The organism is Kribbella sp. NPDC051952 (genome assembly GCF_040680855.1).
Taxonomy (GTDB): Bacteria; Actinomycetota; Actinomycetes; order Propionibacteriales; family Kribbellaceae; genus Kribbella.
In genome coordinates this window covers 361,197-379,664 of record NZ_JBFAXQ010000005.1, presented here as the reverse complement: position 1 = coordinate 379,664, position 18,468 = coordinate 361,197, and the positions used below count along the sequence as shown (strand labels likewise).

General features: G+C 68.6%; 15 protein-coding genes. 10 read left to right on the top strand and 5 right to left on the bottom strand.

What is annotated here, in order from left to right; genetic code table 11:
- Positions 1 to 79: 79 nt before the first annotated feature.
- From AB0L70_RS13180 to AB0L70_RS13160, 5 genes are read right to left on the bottom strand one after another with little or no spacing between them, the layout of a single operon-like run.
- Positions 80 to 2,041 carry an alginate lyase family protein gene (locus AB0L70_RS13180; protein WP_363683344.1) on the bottom strand — a complete coding sequence of 654 codons (1,962 nt, stop codon included), beginning with the start codon at positions 2,039 to 2,041 and terminating at the stop codon, positions 80 to 82.
- Positions 2,038 to 4,188: a bi-domain-containing oxidoreductase gene (locus tag AB0L70_RS13175; RefSeq protein ID WP_363683342.1), complete on the bottom strand. Its 2,151-nt coding sequence runs from the start codon at positions 4,186 to 4,188 to the stop codon at positions 2,038 to 2,040. Before AB0L70_RS13175 ends, AB0L70_RS13180 begins: the two co-directional genes overlap by 4 nt.
- 9 nt (positions 4,189 to 4,197) lie before the next feature.
- Positions 4,198 to 6,117, bottom strand: coding sequence for an asparagine synthase (glutamine-hydrolyzing) (asnB, locus tag AB0L70_RS13170; protein ID WP_363683340.1), 1,920 nt, complete (start codon positions 6,115 to 6,117; stop codon positions 4,198 to 4,200).
- Between the two features lies 1 nt (position 6,118).
- On the bottom strand, positions 6,119 to 7,354 hold the full coding sequence (locus AB0L70_RS13165; protein WP_363683338.1) for a glycosyltransferase family 4 protein: 1,236 nt from the start codon (positions 7,352 to 7,354) through the stop codon (positions 6,119 to 6,121).
- The gene (locus AB0L70_RS13160) at positions 7,351 to 8,691 is read right to left on the bottom strand and encodes a nucleotide sugar dehydrogenase (RefSeq protein ID WP_363683336.1); all 1,341 of its coding nucleotides are present in this window, start codon (positions 8,689 to 8,691) and stop codon (positions 7,351 to 7,353) included. Before AB0L70_RS13160 ends, AB0L70_RS13165 begins: the two co-directional genes overlap by 4 nt.
- Positions 8,692 to 8,858: 167 nt before the next feature.
- Here AB0L70_RS13160 and AB0L70_RS13155 point away from each other — a divergent pair, with 167 nt between their 5' ends.
- From AB0L70_RS13155 to AB0L70_RS13110, 10 genes are all read left to right on the top strand, one after another.
- Positions 8,859 to 9,197 carry a hypothetical protein gene (locus tag AB0L70_RS13155; RefSeq protein ID WP_363683334.1) on the top strand — a complete coding sequence of 113 codons (339 nt, stop codon included), beginning with the start codon at positions 8,859 to 8,861 and terminating at the stop codon, positions 9,195 to 9,197.
- Positions 9,194 to 9,853: a hypothetical protein gene (locus AB0L70_RS13150; RefSeq protein ID WP_363683332.1), complete on the top strand. Its 660-nt coding sequence runs from the start codon at positions 9,194 to 9,196 to the stop codon at positions 9,851 to 9,853. The genes AB0L70_RS13155 and AB0L70_RS13150 overlap by 4 nt, the downstream gene beginning before the upstream one ends.
- 98 nt (positions 9,854 to 9,951) lie before the next feature.
- Positions 9,952 to 11,046 (top strand): SDR family oxidoreductase, encoded by a 1,095-nt coding sequence (locus AB0L70_RS13145; RefSeq protein ID WP_363683330.1) that lies wholly within the window; start codon positions 9,952 to 9,954, stop codon positions 11,044 to 11,046.
- A complete protein-coding gene (locus AB0L70_RS13140; protein ID WP_363683328.1) occupies positions 11,046 to 12,278 on the top strand; it encodes a class I SAM-dependent methyltransferase in 1,233 nt (410 codons plus the stop codon). Before AB0L70_RS13145 ends, AB0L70_RS13140 begins: the two co-directional genes overlap by 1 nt.
- 36 nt (positions 12,279 to 12,314) lie before the next feature.
- Entirely contained in the window at positions 12,315 to 13,169 is an 855-nt protein-coding gene (locus tag AB0L70_RS13135; protein WP_363683326.1) for a glucose-1-phosphate cytidylyltransferase, read from the top strand.
- Complete coding sequence (locus AB0L70_RS13130; protein WP_363683324.1) at positions 13,169 to 13,819, top strand: PIG-L family deacetylase; 651 nt, start codon at positions 13,169 to 13,171, stop codon at positions 13,817 to 13,819. The genes AB0L70_RS13135 and AB0L70_RS13130 overlap by 1 nt, the downstream gene beginning before the upstream one ends.
- Entirely contained in the window at positions 13,813 to 14,982 is a 1,170-nt protein-coding gene (locus tag AB0L70_RS13125) for a class I SAM-dependent methyltransferase (RefSeq protein WP_363683322.1), read from the top strand. Before AB0L70_RS13130 ends, AB0L70_RS13125 begins: the two co-directional genes overlap by 7 nt.
- Positions 14,979 to 16,256: a hypothetical protein gene (locus tag AB0L70_RS13120; RefSeq protein WP_363683320.1), complete on the top strand. Its 1,278-nt coding sequence runs from the start codon at positions 14,979 to 14,981 to the stop codon at positions 16,254 to 16,256. Before AB0L70_RS13125 ends, AB0L70_RS13120 begins: the two co-directional genes overlap by 4 nt.
- On the top strand, positions 16,253 to 17,203 hold the full coding sequence (locus AB0L70_RS13115; protein ID WP_363683318.1) for a glycosyltransferase: 951 nt from the start codon (positions 16,253 to 16,255) through the stop codon (positions 17,201 to 17,203). The genes AB0L70_RS13120 and AB0L70_RS13115 overlap by 4 nt, the downstream gene beginning before the upstream one ends.
- Positions 17,200 to 18,459 carry a polysaccharide pyruvyl transferase family protein gene (locus tag AB0L70_RS13110; RefSeq protein ID WP_363683316.1) on the top strand — a complete coding sequence of 420 codons (1,260 nt, stop codon included), beginning with the start codon at positions 17,200 to 17,202 and terminating at the stop codon, positions 18,457 to 18,459. Before AB0L70_RS13115 ends, AB0L70_RS13110 begins: the two co-directional genes overlap by 4 nt.
- Positions 18,460 to 18,468 lie beyond the last annotated feature (9 nt).

Sequence of the window (18,468 nt, the reverse complement as noted above, 5' to 3'; positions counted from 1 at the left end):
GTCGAACGCCACTATGACTTCGGAGTAATAGAGGGGCGGTGTGTCGTGCCTGATACAGCGAGAGGGTGCGGAATTCTGGTCAGGACCGGAAGCGGAAAGTGCTGGTCACGGGGCTGTCCGGGCCGACCACTCCCGAGCCGACCAGTGTCGTGATCGGGACCTTGTGCCCGAATCGCGGTGAGTACCAGCCCAGCAACGGATCGTCGCCACCGCGATGCGTGGTCCAGGTCAGTCCGGCCGGCAGTTCGACCGCCGCCGTACCCGTCGGCCACTCCAGCAGGCCACGCGATCCGTCCAGGGCGACGGTCACCTCCGGTCCGAGATGCCATGCCATCCGTACGTCGACGGTCGCGTCCAAGTGATCCTCGACCCGCAGCACGCCCTGATCGAGTACAGCGTGGCGCCGGTGGGTGACCGGTGTCTCGCCGACCAGGTAGCCGTCGTGGTCGGCTTCCCAGCTGACCACGTCACCCTCGACGGCGTACCGGCGTACGCGGCCCTTTGCTCCACGCAGCCAGAGGAACGGGCCGCCCCAGGTGGACTGCTCGGCGCCGCCGACCTCGACGGTGTTGTGGCCGATGGTCGAGCGGAAGTAGTTCCGCCACTCTTCCTCACCGTGGTAGCAGTACGTGCCCGGATCGGCCAGGATGTCGACGCCGTCGACCCGGACCTCGAGGGACAGCGCGTCGCAGTGCGCGTGCGCGGCGATCGACAGGAAGCCGTGCGGGCCGGCGTCGGCGCGGCACCAGATCTCCGGGCCGCCGTCTCGACTCCGCAGAATCGTCAGACCGGCATCGTCGAAGTGGTCCGGGCGCTTGGCCGAACGATCGGATTGCCGACGATCGATCAACGCGCCGACCAGTACGCCGGTCGCCGTGACCGGAATCTCCGGCCACCAGGATGCACGACCGACGACGGCGGCACCGAGGGACAGGAATCCGGCCCAGCTGTGGACGTTCGGCGGGTCGAGCACCAGCACCATGCCCTCGTCGTCGTCGCCCTGGCGCGGCGGTCGCAGCGTGTTGTCGACAATCGCCGCGGCGACGTCGACGGTCCGCGTGAGCAGACCCCAGGTGCGCGGGCCGAGCGGACGACCGGACTTGTCCGCCTCGAGCGCGGCGTAGAGGCCGAGCTCGGAGACGAAGCGGTGGTAGTCGGTCGCGAGTTCACGGTTCACGCCGGAGGTGAAGGTGTTGGCGTCGAGTTCCTGTTCCAGCAGGGCCGCCGCTTCGTCGCGCCAGCGGGCGCTCTTGGTGAACCAGGGGAACGCACAGGTGCCGACGAGCTGCCCGGCGGCCTCGGCGATCACGTGGTTGTTCGCCGACGAGCCACGGCTCTGGAACGAGGCGAGGTAGCGCTGGTGCCAGTAGATCTGCCGGAGCGCGAACTCGTTGTGCTCGAACAGTTCGGTGATCTCCGGCCAGTCGTTCAGCAGGCGGCGGATCCACGTCCAGCTGATCAGCCGGAGGCCGATCTCGATGCCGCTGGCCCAGTGCACGCCGGACAGGAACGGGTTCGACCGCCACCAGTCGTTCAGGTGGTCGGCGATGCGTTCGGCGTACGTGTCGTCGTGGGTCAGGTACCAGGCCGCGGCCAGTTGGGTGAGGTGGTGGTGGCGGGACAACTCCCAGACCTGCTTGATGTTCCCGACCACGTTCTCGTTGCGATGGTTCAGCTTGAAAACGTACTGCGCCGGGTCGGAACGCCGGCCGGTGATCGGGTCGCGGAACCAGTCCGGCGCCTCCAGATCCGACCGGTCGACGCCGAGCACCTCGAGCTTGCCGGCCATGATCGCGTCGGCGGTCGCGATCACGGCCTTCCGCGCTTCCTCCGGTACGGCGCCTGCCGTATGTGGGGGCAGCGTCGTACCGAACGTCAGCTCCTTGTTCAGCGGCACCTGGACGTCGCCGTCCTGCCCGGGCCGGACCTGTTGATAGGCCCAGGCAGTACGGCGTCCGTGGTCGCGGGTGCGCCAGATCAACTCGGTGGGGGACATCCGGCGCAGCCGCCGGACGTACCAGCCCAGGGGCTGCCGGCTCACACGGCTTCCGGCTTGCCGCTGGCCAGGCTGCGGTCAACGGCGATCGTGGCTCGGGTGGTGGCGATCAGCGCGTCGAACGAGATCGGCATCGGGCTGCCGGACTTCACCGCGGCGACGAAGCGCGCGAGCTCGGTCTGCTGGCCCTTGTCGGTGCTGCGAGCCTTGCGGGTCGACGGCTTCCGGCCGGTCCAGACCGACGCGCTCTGGAAGTTGTCCAGGCGCGCGTTGCGGCCGCCGCCGGTGATGTCGAGCGTCTCCTTCGGGAAGCGCGCGTTGCCGCCGGCGACGTAGTTGATCGTGCCGACCGAGCCGTTCGCGAACCGCAGCGTGACGATGACGTCGCCGGTGTCGGGACCGGGTACGGCGTACACCTCGGTGGGAAGGCTGTCGAGCCACCAGCTCAACGTGTCGATGAAGTGGCCACCCTCACCGGCGAACCGGCTGCCTTCCTTGTCCGCGTCCAGGTACCAGCTGGTGGAGTCGAGCTTGCCGGCGTTCACCAGGTAGCGCAGCGAGTAGTTGCCGCCCGGGTCGCCGAAGCGGCTCTTCAGGTCCGTCAGCAGCGGTGCGAACCGGCGGTTGAACCCGACCATCAGGCGGTCGTTGCCGGTGGCATCTACCGTGGCGACGATCCGGTCGACGTCCTCGGTGGTCAGGGCCAGCGGCTTCTCCACGAACACGGCCTTGCCCGCCTCGAGCGCCTGGCAGGCCAGCGCGGCGTGCGAGCTGTGCCGCGTGACGACGAAGATCGCGTCCAGGCTCTCGTCGGTCAGTACGGCGTTGGCGTCGGTCGAGATCTGCTCGAACCCGAACCGCCGCTGCGCATTGGCAGCCGACAACGACTTGTTGGTCGCGACGTGAGCCAGCACGGCCCCCGCGTCCTTCTGCACATGCGGCAGGAGCATGGACGACGCGTAGTTCCCAGCTCCGATGAAGCCGAGGCGTACGGACCCAGGAGTCGGGCTTGCCGGCCGGGCAACCGTTGTCGTCTGTGGTGCGCTCTCCTGGTGGGGTACGTCCGGGTACTCGAACAGGAAACCCACGCCGGGCAGGGCGCCGGAGCTCAGTTGCTGGTAGACGCTGGTGGCGTCCGCGATCGGGAACTGGCCGGCGATCAGGGAGCCTACGTCGATCTGCTCGCGAGCGATCAGGTCGATGAAGCATTCGAGGTTGCGGCGTTCGGTCCAGCGGACGTAGCCGGCCGGGTAGTCGATGCCCTGCAGTTCGTAGCGGTCGTCGTACCGGCCGGGGCCGTAGGACCGCGAGAACCGGACGTCGAGTTCCTTCTCGTAGTAGGCGTTCCACGGCAGGTCGAGCTTCGTCTTGCCGATGTCGACCACGCGGGCGCGGTCACGCGCGAGCCGGGCCGCGGTCTCGACCGGGCCGTTGGAGTGCCCACCCGCGGACAGCAGGATGTGATCCGCTCCGAGCCCATTGGAGACCTCCAGCAACGAACGCTCCAGTGACGCGACCCCGGCCTCGTCCGGCGAGGAGCAGTGCAGCGCACCGGCCTTCTCCGCCATCCGGCACCGGTCCTCGACCGTGTCGATCCCGAACACCCGTACGCCGGCCGCGACCAGCAACCGCACCACGAGCTGACCGACGAGCCCGAGCCCGATCACCACCGCGGTGTCGCCGAGCTGCACCTCCGCCTGCCGGACGCCCTGCATCGCGATCGCACCGACCGTGGAGAACGCGGCCTGCTCGGCCGGCACGCCATCAGGCACCGGTACACACAGATTGACCGGCACCCAGTTGTACTCGGCGTGCAGTGCGAACTCGTTGCCCGCGGCAGCGACCAGCTGCCCGACGCTGAACTCCTCCGCCCCGGCGCCGACCTCGACCACCACGCCACACAGCGAGTAGCCCAGTGGCGTGTACGAGTCGAGCTTGTTCATCACCTTCTTGTAGGTGTTGAGCGCGCCCTGCTGCGCAACGGAGTCCAGCACCTTGCGGACCTGGTCCGGCCGCGCCTTCGCCTTGCCGACCAGCGAAAGCTTCGCCTCGCCGACCTTCATCAGCTCGGTCCCGGTCGAGATCAGCGAGTACAGCGAGCGCACCAGCACACCACCGGGCGCACACCCCGGCGGCGGTACGTCGAGAACCGCCAGCTCACCGGACTTGTAGTTCTGTGCAACCTGCTTCATGTCTGTCCTTCAGAGAGAGGTAATGGTCACGCCGAGGGACCGCATGTGGCGGGTCCAGGTCTCCAGGGTCAGCAACTGCCAGATCTGCTTCGAGTAGTCCTCGCGTCCGGCCCGCTCGTCATCGACCAGCCGCTGGACGGCGGCCTGCTGCAGGAACCCGCTGCCGACCAGCTCGCCGCGGAGCAGGGTGTCGTCGACCAGCTCGCGCAGGTCGTTGCGGATCCAGGCCCGCAGCGGCGCCGAGAACGACGCCTTCGGACGGTAGATGATCTCCTTCGGCAGCCAGGCCTCGGCCGCCTTCTTGAGCGCGAGCTTGCTGACCCGCCGGTGGATCTTGTCGCTGCCCGGGATCGAGAACGCGGCCCGCGCCACGATCGGGTCCACGAACGGCGTCCGTACCTCCGTCGACGCGGCCATGCTGGACCGGTCGGTGTAGGCCAGGTTCAGCCCGGGCAGGAACATCCGCGAGTCGGCCAGGCACATCCGGTTCACGTGATCGTCGAGCGTGGTGTCGTGGTAGATGTCGCTGTGCTCCGCGAGCAGCTTCCCGACGTACGGCTCCAGGTCCGGGCTCAACAGGCCGGCCAGTTGGTCCTCGTCGTACATGGTGTAGCTGCGCCGGAACGCCTCTTCCTCGGGCAGGTTCGAGAAGGTCTCGAACCGCTTCGCCCAGCGCGCGTACCGCAGGCCGCGACCGTTGACCGTGACCGGCAGGCGCCGGACCGCGGGACCGATCAGCCCGTTCCGCAGTACGCCGGGAAGCCGCTGGTACTGCGCTCCCATCACACACGCGAGGTGTTTGCGGTAGCCGCCGAACAGCTCGTCGGCGCCCATCCCGGACAGCAGGACCTTCACCCCGGCGTCGCGGGCGGTGTCGCACATCAACAGCGTGTTGATCGCGGCCGGGTCGCCGATCGGCTCGTCCAGCATGTCGACGATCCGGGGGAGCAGGTCGACCACATCCGGCGCGATCTCGATCTCGTGCAGGTCGATGCCGAACTGCTGCGCCACCTTGCGCGCGTAGACCGCGTCGTCGGGCATCGCCTCGAGTTTCTGGTCCTGCGCGCGGAACGTGATCGTGTACGAGTCGACGCTCGGGTCCATCTGCTTCGCCAGCACTGTCACCAGGCTGGAGTCGAGACCACCGCTGAGGAAGGTCGACACGGGTACGTCGGCAACCATGTGAGCGGCGACCGACTCCTCGATCACCGTGCGCAGATCGGCGGGCGGACCGGCGGCCGCCTCGGTCGCGACGTCGCTCACCCGCCAGTACGTCTCGTGCCGGCTGCTGCCGTCGGGCCGGAACTCCGCCCATGAACCCGGTGGCAGTTTCTCGACCCCGTCGATCGCGCAGCGCTGCTCGGGCAGCCAGTAGTACAGCATCGACGCGATCAGCGCGCCGGGTTCGGTGCGGAGCTCGGACCCGACCGCGGCGACCAATGCCTTGAGTTCGGACGCGAAGATCACGCCGCCTTGCCGGCGCAGGAAGTACAGCGGCTTGATGCCGAGCGGGTCGCGGGCCAGGTACATGCTGCCGCTGTCCTCGTCCAGCATCGCGAACGCGAACATGCCGCGGAACCGCTTCAGGGCGTCCGGGCCCCAGCGTCGCCAGGCCTCCAGCACGACCTCGGTGTCGCCATTGGTGCGGAACGCGACGCCGGACCTGGACAGCTCGGCGCGGATCTCCTTGTAGTTGTAGAGCTCGCCGTTGTAGCAGATCGTCAGGCCGCGCTTGGTGAACGGCTGGTCCGCCTCCGACGACAGATCGATGATCGACAACCGGCGGTGCGCCAGGAAGGCCCGGACATCACCCTCGTCGAACGCGTACACCCGGTCGGCGTCCGGACCGCGGTGTGCGATCCGGTCGCTCATCGCCTCGGCGAGCGCATACCCGTCGTGCTGCTGGTAGCAGCCGGCGATCCCGCACACCTCAGGCCCCCGTGGCCCGGGCGACGTCGGCGACGTGGCTGACGTGTCCGGTGAGCTGGTCGTACACGTTCAGGTAGGCCTTCTGCTGGTGCCGCCAGGCGAGCACCTGCTCGACCCGCTCGCGACCGAACTTCGCCATCCGGCGGCGCGCCACCTCGTCGTCGAGGAGTTCGACGATCGCCTCGCCGTACAGCTCGACGTCGTTCGGCTCGACGTACACGGCGGCGTCCTCGGCCGAGACCTTGGTCTCGATCAGGTCGAACGCGACGACCGGCAGCTCGAAGGCCATGTACTCCATCGTCTTGTTCATCGTCGACACGTCGTTGAGCGGATTCTTCGGGTCCGGCGACAGGCCGAGGTCCGCGGTCGACATCACCGCGCGGACGGTCTCGTCCGGCACCCGGCCGGTGAACTCGATGTGGTCGCCGAGGCCGAGCTCGTCCCGGAGCGCGACGACCTCGTCGAACGAGTCGCCGCCACCCATCAGCGTGAACGCGATGTCCGTGCGGCCGAGCTTGTTGACGATGTGATCCGCCGCGCGGACCACGATGTCGACGCCGTCCTGCGGTCCCATCACGCCGATGTAGGTGACCAGGTAGCGGTGGTCGCGGCGGAGCGCCTCGTCCACGGCGGCCGGGTCACGCTGCAGCTTGTCCGGGTCGGGCCCGGTGCGGACGACGGTCACGTCATGGTTCGCCTTGCCGCTGCGGGTGATCGCGATCCGCCGGTACGAGTCGTTCGTCGAGGTGATGTGGTCGGCGGTCCGGTGCGTCGTCCGCTCGAGGAACCGCAGCCCCTTGTACGCCGGGCTCGACGTACCGCCGAAGCGGGACTGGAACAGCTCCGGGCAGAGGTCGTGGTGGTCGAAGACGAACTTCGTGCCGTCCAGCCGGCGCAGCAACTTCGCGATCGGCCAGAAGATGTCCGGCGGGTTGCAGGCCTGCAGGACCTGGAACTTGCCGGCCTTGCGGGCCCGCAGCACCAGCCGCAGCGTCATCAGGAACGAGTACGCGTACTCGGTGACGAACCCGAGCTTGCTGCCACCCGGCGCGTACGCCTTGTACTGATGGACGGTCACGCCGTCGATGACCTGGTACGACGGGTCACCCGGACCCTTCGGGCACACGACGGTCACGTCGTACCCGGAGGCCATCAGGGCCTTGCACTCCAGCCACACCCGCCGGTCGAACGGCACCCACAGGTTCTGGATGATGATCAGGACGCGCGGACCGCTCACCAGCCCACTCCTTCGTATCCGGGCAGCGCCTCGACGGCCGCGCCGAGCCGGCCGCTCAGGTCGATCGTGCGAGCCGGCGGTGTGCTGAGCAGGGCGTCGATCGCGGCGGTGTCGGTCGCCGAGACCAGGGCCAGATCGGCACCCTGGAGCGCCGCGACCGGGTCGTCGGTGAGGACCCGCTGCAGGTGCGGCAGCTTGGACGTGACGTGCCGAAGGTTCGCGCCGACCAACCGGCCCGGGTTCACGATCGCGTCGTAGATCCGCAGGTTGTAGCCCTTGCCGATCAGGCGTTCGGCCAGCTCGACGTTCGGGCTCTCGCGCAGGTCGTCGGTCGCGTGCTTGAAGCTCAGGCCGAGCAGTGCGATCTCGCGGCCCGGTCCGGCGATCACCCGGTCCACCACGTCACTGACGGTCCGCTCGTTGGTGGCCAGCGTGCCGGCCAGCAGCGGAAGGTCGGTGTTGTTCAGGCGGGCCAGGTGCAGCACCGAGCGCAGGTCCTTCGGCAGGCAGGAGCCGCCGAACGCGAAACCGGGCTTCAGGTAGTACGGCGAGATGTTCAGGCTCGTGTCCTGGACGAACAGCCGCATCACCTCACGCGAGTCCACGCCGTAGTGCCGGAAGATCCGGCCCATCTCGTTCGCGAACGAGACCTTGGTCGCGTGGAACGCGTTGCACGCGTACTTGAGGGCTTCCGCCGTACGAACGTCGACCACCTGGACGTCGACGTCCAGGCCGCGCCGTTCGAAGATGAAGCCGAACAGGTCGGTCAGAGCGGTACCGACCCTCGGGCTTGCGGTGCCGACGACGACGAACGGCGGGTCGTAGAAGTCCGCCAGTCCCGATCCTTCCCGGAGGAACTCCGGGGTCATCGCCGTACCGTAGGTGAGCCCCTCCGGCGGCGGTACGTCGGCGAGCACCTGCTCGACCACCTCGTCGACGGTGCCCGGCGGGACCGTGCTGCGGACCACGATGCTGTGGAACCCCGACACCGGCGGGTTCACGACGTGCGCGGCCTCCGCGATGTCGCGGACCGCGCGCCGGATGTAGGTCAGATCAGTACTGCCGGCCGGCGTCGACGGTGTCCCGACACAGATCAGGGACACATCGGCGCGCTCCAGCGCCAGGCGCGGATCGGTGGTCGCGTGCAGTCTGCCCGCGGCGACCCCCTCCGCCACCAGTTCGTCCAGGCCGGGCTCGACCACGGGGCTGTGCCCCTCGGTGATCGGACCGACCTTGGCAGTGTCGACATCGACTCCCCAGACGTCGTGGCCGTTGGCGGCCAGGCACGCGGCCGTCACCGAACCCACATAGCCCAAGCCGAATACGGCTACCTTCATAACGCCCCCCACAGGCTCATGACGCAGGCATCCCCCACGTGCTGCAGCGCAGAGGAGAGCAGCCACGGCACCCCGCTGATACACGTGCGGCAGAAATTCGCCGAAAGTATCCTGTGTCACGGAACGTGTCCGACGCCCCAGACGGACGCCCTGACATCGGAGTGATCATGGAAGCCTCGTACGACCTGCCGAACGGCGACCGGGTCCGCGTCATCGACACCAGCACCGTCGGTCAGGCTCTCGGCCGCATCCTGCAGCTCTTCCGCTCCGGCGAGACCGAGCCGGTCTTCTTCGGCGACAGCCCCCGCCCCGAGGGCGTCGTCATCTCCTTCGAGCAGTGGGCCGAATACGAAACCCTGCGCGAAGACGCCGAAGACGACCGCAAACGCGAACAAATGGTCCGCGAGCGGCTGAACTCCGCCCGGCCCGAGGACTATGTGCCCTACGAGGACATGCTGCGCGAGTGGGGCCTGGACGAGCCGGACGCCGGTAGCGACAAACGGTGAAATACGACCTGGTCGTCCATCCCGAGCTCCGGCAGGAAGTCAACCGGATGTACGAGGCGTGGAAGCAGGACCCCCGCAGCGCCGCCGGCCGGGAGTTTCTTGCGTTCCGAGAGGCGATGACGGCTCTCCGTGACGGGCGCGAGGACGAGTACATCGGCAAGCGGCTGGGCTACGGGCCGTCGTCGCACGACCTGCGGGATGCCGCGGAGCTCAAGGTCGACGTCTTCGACGAAGGCGGCACGAGAGACCGGCCCAGGCCGTCGCACCGGCTGGTCTACCGCGAGTTCGAGCCGCCGCAGAAGGTCGAGAACGGCCGCGTCGTGAAGGACCCGAACGCGCGGCCGATCCGGCAGATCGTGGCGTTCAACCATCGCGCCGATGAGCCGGCCGCGATCGCGGGCCAGCGGTTGGGGCGGGAACGTGGCAGGCAGGAGTCGAGCCTGCACGGTATCGCCGGTGGTGGCCGTCCGGACGTCGGTCCGCAACGGCCGGGAGCGCAGACCACACCGCACCGGCTACCGGTGCCGCAGGACGTGCTGCACCAGATTCTGCGGGACTCTCCGCCGGCGGGGACCAGGCCGGCGCCGCAGAGTGCGCCGCAGGCGAAAGTCAACCGGCCGGAGGGGGCTGGGAAGGAGCAGTCTCAGGAGCGGTGACTTCGGTTCCTGGACCTGAATCTGAATCGGATGTATCAGGGCGCTCGCTCGGTGATCTGTTGTAGCGAACAGGGAACCTAGGTTGGGGAGTGGGGCGGATGAGGGTTCTGGTCACCGGGGACCGGGGGTACATCGGGGCCGTGATGGTGCCGTTCCTGCGGGATGCCGGGCATCAGGTGGACGGGTTGGACACCGGGCTGTACGAGGGGTGCGACCTGCTGGGGGGTCCCGAACCGATCGGGGACCGCACGCCGCGGGACATGCGGGACGTGACCGCGCGGGAGCTCGAGGGGTACGACGCGGTGGTCTGTCTGGCCGCCCTGTCGAACGATCCGCTCGGGCACCTGAACCGTGACTCCACGTATTCGGTCAACCTGGACGGCACGCTGCGGGTCGCGCAGGCGGCCAAGGACGCAGGGGTGGAGCGCTTCCTCTTCGCCTCCTCCTGCAGCCTGTACGGCGCCGCCGGGTCCGAGGCGGTCGCGGAGGACGCCGAGATGTTCCCGGTCACGCCGTACGGCGAGACCAAGGCGCTGGCCGAGCAGGAGCTGTCGAAGCTGGCCGACGACACCTTCAGCCCGACGTACCTGCGCAACGCCACCGCGTACGGCGCTTCCACCCGGCTGCGGCTGGACATCGTGGTGAACAACCTGACCGCGATCGCGATGACGAGCGGCCAGGTCCGGCTGGAGAGCGACGGCACGCCGTGGCGCCCGCTGGTCCACATCGAGGACATCAGCCGCGCGTTCCTGACCGTGCTGGAGTCGCCCCGCGAGGTGATCCACGACGAGGCGTTCAACGTCGGCCGGTCCGAGGATGTGGTCCAGGTCCGCGACATCGCCGAGATGGTCCGCGCGGCCGTCCCCGGCTCGACCCTGTCGATCGCCGACGGCGCCGGCCCGGACCTGCGCAACTACAAGGTCGACTTCAGCAAGCTCAACGACACCTTCCCGGAGCTCAAGCTCGCGTGGACGGTCAGCAAGGGCGTCGACGAGATGTACGCCGCCTACCAGCGGCACGGTCTCACGCTCGACGACTTCAACTCGGCGCAGTTCGTCCGGCTCCGCCGGATCCAGCAGCTGCTCGGCGCGGGCCTGGTCGACGACCAGCTGCGCCGGACGACCGACAAGCAGTTCCCGGGTCCCGGGGACGCGCTCTTCTTTGCCAACGACTCAGCCGAGGAGAAGCACTGATGGGGGAATCAGTCGCCTGCCGCCTGTGTGGCGAGACTTTGACGCGGACGTTCGTCGACCTGGGCATGTCGCCGCCGTGCGAGAGCTACCTGCGCGCCGACCAGCTCGACAGCGGTGAGACGTTCTACCCGCTGCACGTCCGGATCTGTGACAACTGCCTGCTGGTCCAGTTGCCGGCCTACGTCACGGCCGACGACGTGTTCAGCGACTACCTGTACTTCTCGTCGTACTCGACCAGCTGGGTGGAGCACGCCCGGCGGTTCGTGGTCGACATGCAGGAGCGGCTGGACCTCGGCGCGGAGAGCCTGATCGTGGAGGCTGCCAGCAACGACGGCTACCTGCTGCAGCACGCGACGGCACTCGGCATCCCGGTGCTCGGCATCGAGCCGGCCGCCAACATCGCCGAGATCGCGAACGAGAAGGGCATCCGGACCGAGAGCTACTTCCTCGGCGAGGAGACCGGCAAGGACGCGGCCGCCCGGCACGGGCAGGCGGACCTTGTCGTCGGCAACAACGTGTTCGCGCACGTGCCGGACATCGTCGACTTCGCCAAGGGCCTGCGCGCGCTGGTGAAGGACGACGGCCTGGTGTCGCTGGAGTTCCCGCACCTGCTCCGGCTGATCGAGCGGCGCCAGTACGACACGATCTACCACGAGCACTACCAGTACCTGACCCTGAAGACCGCCGCGCTCGCGCTCGAGAAGGCCGGCCTGAAGGTCGTCGACGTACAGGAGCTGGCCAGCCACGGCGGGTCGCTGCGGGTGTTCTCGACGCCGATCGAGACCGCGGGTGAGCCGACCGAGCTCGTGCTCAAGGTCCTGCAGGACGAGGCCGACGCGGGTCTGCACACGGTCGAGGGGCACGCCGGCTTCGCCCAGGACGTGTTCGCGATCAAGGCCGACCTGGTCACGTTCCTGGTCCAGGCCGCCCGGGACGGCAAGACGGTCGCCGGGTACGGCGCCCCCGGCAAGGGCAACACGTTGCTGAACCACTGCGGTATCCGCGAGGACCTGCTGCCGTACACGGTCGACCGGAGCCCGCACAAGCACGGCATGTTCTTGCCGGGCACGCACATCCCGATCCACGCCCCGGAGCGCCTCGCCGAGACGCGCCCCGACTACATCGTGATCCTCCCGTGGAACCTGCGCGAGGAGATCGTCCACCAGCTCGGCTATGCACGGGAGTGGGGCGCGAAGTTCGTCGTACCCATCCCGCGGCTCGAAGTCATCTGAAACAACAGCACCTTCAGTGGGGGAAGGAACAACGCGATGAAGGTCGTGATCTTCTGTGGCGGGCACGGGTTGCGGATGCGCAGCGGCGTGGACTCCGCACCGAAGCCGATGATGACGATCGGCGACCGGCCGGTCCTGTGGCACGTGATGCGGTACTACGCACACTTCGGCCACACCGAGTTCATCCTGCCGCTGGGGTTCGGTGGGTCCGCAGTGAAGGAGTACTTCCTGCGCTACGAGGAGACGGTCTCCAACGACTTCGTGATGACCAAGGGCGGGCAGCAGATCCAGCTGCTCGACTCCGACATCAGCGAATGGAAGATCACCTTCGTCGACACCGGGATCGACACCAGTATCGGCGAGCGGCTGCGCCGGGTCCGTCCGTACCTGGAGGACGACGACGCGTTCCTGGCGAACTACGGTGACGTGCTCACCGACGCGCCGATGGACAAGATCGTCGACCACGTGATGACCAGCGACATCACCGCCAGCCTGCTCGCGGTACCGCCGCAGGCCTCGTTCCACGTCGTCGAGTTCGGCACCGACTCCCGGATCACCGGGCTGCGTTCGGCCGCCGACCTGAACGTCTGGATCAACGGCGGGTACTTCGTGCTGAAGAAGGAGATCTTCGACGTCCTCGGCGAGGGCGAGGACCTGGTCGGCGACGCGTTCCCGCGGCTGTCCGCGATGCGCAAGCTGGAGGCGATCCCGCACCACGGGTTCTGGGCGCCGATGGACACGCTCAAGGAGCGCAGCCAGCTGGAGGAGCTGTACCGGTCCGGCAAGAAGCCGTGGGCGCTGTGGAGCCACGAGGCCCGGCAGCAGAACCACCTGGTCCGCGACCGGCCGGCCGGCGGGCTGAACGACGCGCCGATCGTGGTGGCGATCTGATGCTCCCGTTCCAGCTCGGCCTGATCGACGGGCCGGTCCATCTGGTTGCCCTCGGCGCCCATCCGGACGACATCGAGATCGGCTGCGGCGGCACGCTGCTGAAGCTGGCCGAGTCGGTCCCGGAGCTGACCGCCGAGTTCGTGATCGCGACCGGTTCCTCGCTCCGGCTGGAGGAGGCCCGCCGCGCGGCGGAGCTGTTCCTGCCCGAGTGCGAGGTGACGGTGACCTCGGCCGAGCTGCCCGACGGCCGGTTGCCGTCGTACTGGAACGAGACCAAGGAGTTGCTCGAGGCAACCGCCAGGGGGAGCCGCAGGCCCGACCTGGTGCTTGCCCCGAGCAAGCACGACGCGCACCAGGACCACCGCCTGATCGCCGAACTGGCGCCGACGGTGTGGCGCAACCACCTGGTCCTGCACTACGAGATCCCCAAGTGGGACGGCGACCTCAGCCGGCCGTGGCTGTACGTCGAACTGACCGAGGAGCAGCTCCGGGAGAAGGTGTCCCGGCTGCACAAGGCCTACCCGTCCCAGGTCCCGCACGACTGGTTCGACGAAGAGGTGTTCGCCGGACTGGCCCGCCTGCGCGGGATGGAGTGCCGGGCGACGTACGCCGAAGCCTTCACCACGGCCAAAGCCACATTGACATGGTGAGCCCGGAGGGGGAATCAGTGCCCGCTTTTGAGACAAGCACAGTGAAGTGTCGTGGATGCACGGGGGAGAACGTCGTACCCGTGGTGGACGTGGGCGCTCAGCCGTCCGCGGACTACTTCCCGCCCGCGGACACCCCCGGCCCGGATCCGCGTTGGCCGCTGGAGTTGTGGCTGTGCCGCGACTGCACGCTGGTCCAGCTCGGCCCGGTCGAACCGCAGTTGCCCGAGGAGGCGCTCGCGGTCGAGTCGGCGACGAGTATCGCGCACGCCGAGTCCTCGGTGAAGGAGATCCTGCGGGACTACCCGGCGCTGGCCGGTGGTGTCGTGTTCGAGTTCGCCAGCCACCACGGTGGCTCCTGGCTCGAGCACCTGTACGCCGCCGGATCCCGGCTGGCCGGTGACGGCGAGAAGGCCGATCTGGTGATCGACGTGCACGGCATCGTGCACGAGCCGCAGTACGGCGAGATGCTGCAGCTGCGGGCCGAGCGGCTCGCGCCGGGCGGCCTGCTGGTGATGGAGTTCCACCACCTGCTGCCGCTGTTCGTCGGCAACCAGTTCGACACCATCCGGCACGGCCACTGGGCGTACGTCTCGCTGCGGGCACTCCAGAACGTCGCTGCTCTGCACGGTCTCGCGGTCGAATCCGTGAAGCAGGTCGACATGTTCGGCGGCAGCCTGATGGTGATGCTCCGGCACACCGGTGACGCCAAGCCGGACGCCACCGTCGACGTACTGCTCGAGGACGAGGATGCCGCCGGCATCGCGGACGAGGTCCAGCTGGCCAGCCTGCAAGAGGCGGCCTGGCACGCGGCCGGTGCGCTGCACGACGAGCTCACCCGTCACAAGGCCGCGGGCCGGACAGTGCTCGGGTACGGCGCTCCTTCGAAGGCGCCCGTACTCCTCGATCTGAGCAAGGTCACCACCGACCTGCTTCCGTTCACGGTCGACATGGCCCCGGGCAAGCACGGACGCCGGATCCCCGGCGGATGCATGGTCCCGATCCGGCCGATCGACGAACTGCGGGCCGCGCGCCCGGACGTCGTCCTGGTGCTGACCTGGGACATCGCCGACGAGGTGATCGCGCAACTCGAGGCCGATGGCGGCTGGGGAGCCACCTACCTGGTCCCGCTGCCCGAGCCGCACGAGGTCGTGGGCTCGCGATGAAGGGGCTGCTGCGCCGTCTCACCTGGGGACTCGCCGACCAAGCCGTGACCAGCATGGTCAGCTTCGTGGTCGGAATCGTGGTGGCGCGCTCGCTCGGCGCCGTTGAGTTCGGTGCTTTCAGCCTCGCCTGGGTCACCTACGGCGTGGTGGTCAACATCTCCCGCGGGCTGGCCACCGACCCGCTGGCGGTGCGGTTCAGCGGCGTACGGCGGTCGCAGTGGAAGACCGCCGTGGCCAGCTCGTCCGGGATGGCGATCGCGGTCGGCCTGGTGCTCGGTCTGATCTGTGTCGTCGTGGGTTCGGCGATCGGCGGCCGGACCGGAGCCGCATTCGTTGCCTTGGGCATCGTGCTGCCCGGGCTGATGCTGCAGGACAGTTGGCGGTTCGCGTTCTTCGCGTCCGGCCAGGGTGGCAAGGCGTTCATCGCCGACATCACCTGGGCGCTCGCCCTCGTCCCGCTGCTGTACCTGGCGTCGCGGGACGCCAGTGTCACGCGGTTCGTGCTGGCCTGGGGTGCCGCGGCGGCGTTCGCCGCGCTGGTGAGTGGCCTGCAGGCCGGCGTCGTACCCCGGTTGTTCCGGGCGCGCGACTGGCTGCGGAACCATCGGGACCTGAGCCTGCGCTACCTGATGGAGAACCTGACCATCAGCGGGGCGTACCAGTTCAAGATGTACGGTCTCGGCGCGTTCGCCGGGGTGGCCGCGGTCGGCACCGTCCGCGGTGGCGAGATGATGCTCGGCCCGTTCTTCATCGTGCTGTCCGGTATCGGCCTGGTCGCGGTACCGGAAGCCGCGCGGGTGTTGCGCCGTCGGCCCCGCAAGCTGCCGCTGTTCTGCCTGCTGCTCGGCGGGGCCCAAGCCACCGCCGCGCTGTGCTGGGGCCTGGCGCTGATTCTCTTCCTGCCGGACAAGTGGGGCCACGCGCTGCTCGGCGAGGTCTGGCTGACCGCGTCTGCATTGTTGCTGCCAGCAACCTTGTCGGTGATGTTCGCGAGCTTCTACACCGGCGCGTCGGCCGGCCTGCGGGCGCTCGGCGTGGCCCGGCGGAGCCTGAAGGCCCAGCTGTACGCGTCGGCGGCGTACCTGGTCGGTGGGGTCGGCGGCGGTGCGATCGGCGGCGCCCTCGGGTCGTCGTGGGGCGCGGCCGGCGCGACCTTCGTCGGCGCGATCGTCTGGTGGTTCACCTTCGGGGTCGGCATCCGCGAACGCTGGGCCGAACTCGACGCCGCACCTGATCCTGATGTTGATTCTGCGCTTGAAATGAGGAGCACATGAACGCGGAACCGCGGCTGACCATCGGCCTTCCGGTCTACAACGGCGAGAAGTACCTCGCCGAGTCGCTGGATGCCCTGCTCGGGCAGAGCTACGGCGACTACAAGATGATCATCTCGGACAACGCCTCGACCGATGGCACCGAGGAGATCTGCCGCCAGTACGTGGCGAAGGACTCGCGGCTCAGCTACTTCCGGCAGCCGGTCAACATCGGCGCGACCCCGAACCACAACTGGACGTTCGAGCAGTCGGACACCGAGTTGTTCAAGTGGGCGTCGTACGACGATCTCTACGGCCGGGACCTGCTCGCCCGCTGCATCGAGGGGCTGGACGACAACCCGCACGCGGTGCTGGCGCACGCCCACCAGGCGATCATCGACGGCAACGGCGACATCGTCCTGAAGGTCGACTACCCGCTGGACACCGCCAACCCGCACGCGCCGGACCGGTTCCGGAGCATGCTGTTCGACGTCGGCGGCGACGACTTCTACGCCGTGATGCGCTCGGACATCCTGCGCCGGACGCCGCTGAACGGCAGCTACCACCACTCCGACCGCACCATCGTGGCCGAGCTGGCACTGTGGGGCCGGTTCTACCAGGTCCCGGAGCTGCTCTTCTTCCGCCGCGACCACCCGGACCGGGCCGAGCGGGCCAAGCCGACCATCCGCTCCCGGTCGGCGAACATGGAGCCGAGCCGCGCGAACCGGCTGCGCAATCCCACCGTCCGGCTGATCGGCGAGTACGTCGGTGGCTTCGTCGGCGGGATCCGGCGGGCACCGCTGTCGTCGTCGGACCGGCGCGAGTGCTACGGCCACCTTGGTCGCTGGCTGGCCAGCCGGGCCGTCCGCCGGTCGACCGGCCGGATCGAGGACAGCGCGCCGGCCACGCCGCCGACCGCGATCCCGGACAGCTCGGCAGTCGTCGGTCAGCGAGGGGCTGCACAGGGATGAGCGCCGCGGAAGCGAGCAGGCCGCCGCGGATCGCGATCTTCGGCCTGCTGGGATCGGGCAACCTGGGTAACCACGGGTCGTTCGACGCGATGCTGCAGTTCCTCCGCCGGGACCACCCGGAGGCCCAGATCACCTGTATCTGCTCGGGTCCCGAGGAGCTGGAACGCCAGTACGGCATCCCGTCGACCGGGATCACCTGGTACCAGGCCCACGGCCCGGGCCGGTCCCGCGCGACCACGATCCTGCGCAAGATGTTCGGGAAGGTGGCCGACCTGGTCCGGATGCCGCTGCTGTTCCGCAACTTCGACATCGTCATCATCCCGGGGATGGGCGTCCTCGAGACGACGCTGGAGCTGAACGCCTGGGGTTTCCCGTACGCGATGCTGCTGATGTGCGTCTCGGCCCGGATGGCCGGTGCCAAGGTCGCCTTCGTCAGTGTCGGGGCGAACGTGGCCCGGGAGCGGACGATCAAGTGGCTGTTCGTCCGGGCGACGCGGCTGGCGACGTACCGCTCGTTCCGGGACGACTACTCCCGTGACTCGATGCGGACGATGGGGCTCGACGTGAGCCGGGACAAGGTCTACCCGGACCTCGCCTTCGCGTTGCCTGCTCCGGAGCCGCGCGCGGAGCCGCATCCGTCCGACGAGCGCACCATCGCGCTGGGCGTGATGGATTACCACGGCGCGAGCGCCGATCGGGCGCAGGCCGAGGAGATCTCCGCGGAGTACACCGCGAAGATCGTCGAGTTCGCCGGCCACCTGATCGACGACGGCTACCGGATCCGGCTCGTCACCGGCGATCCGTCCGACGAGGTCGTGGTCACTGCCGTGATCGACGACCTGCGCAAGACCCGGCCGGGTCCGGCCGCGAAACGGCTGGTGCGGGAGCCGGCCGAGTCGCTCGGTGAGCTGATGATGCAACTGGACCAGGCTGATGTGGTCGTTGCCTCGCGCTACCACAACGTGCAGTCGGCGCTGGCGCTGGCGAAGCCGACCATCTCGATCAGCTACGGGATCAAGAGCGACGTGCTGATGGAGAAGATGCACCTGGCCGAGTTCCGGCAGTCGATCCGGACCCTCGACGTACCGCGGCTGGTCGATCAGTTGCGCGCGCTCGAGGCCCGGTCGGGCCGGATCGAAACCGCGATGCGCGAGCAGACCGCCGAGTACCGCAGCCAGCTCGACCAGCAGTTCGCCGTACTGTCCGCGACCCTGTTCGGGGCCGGGTCATCGGTCGACGCGCGCGGCGACCAGTAAGTAGTAGGA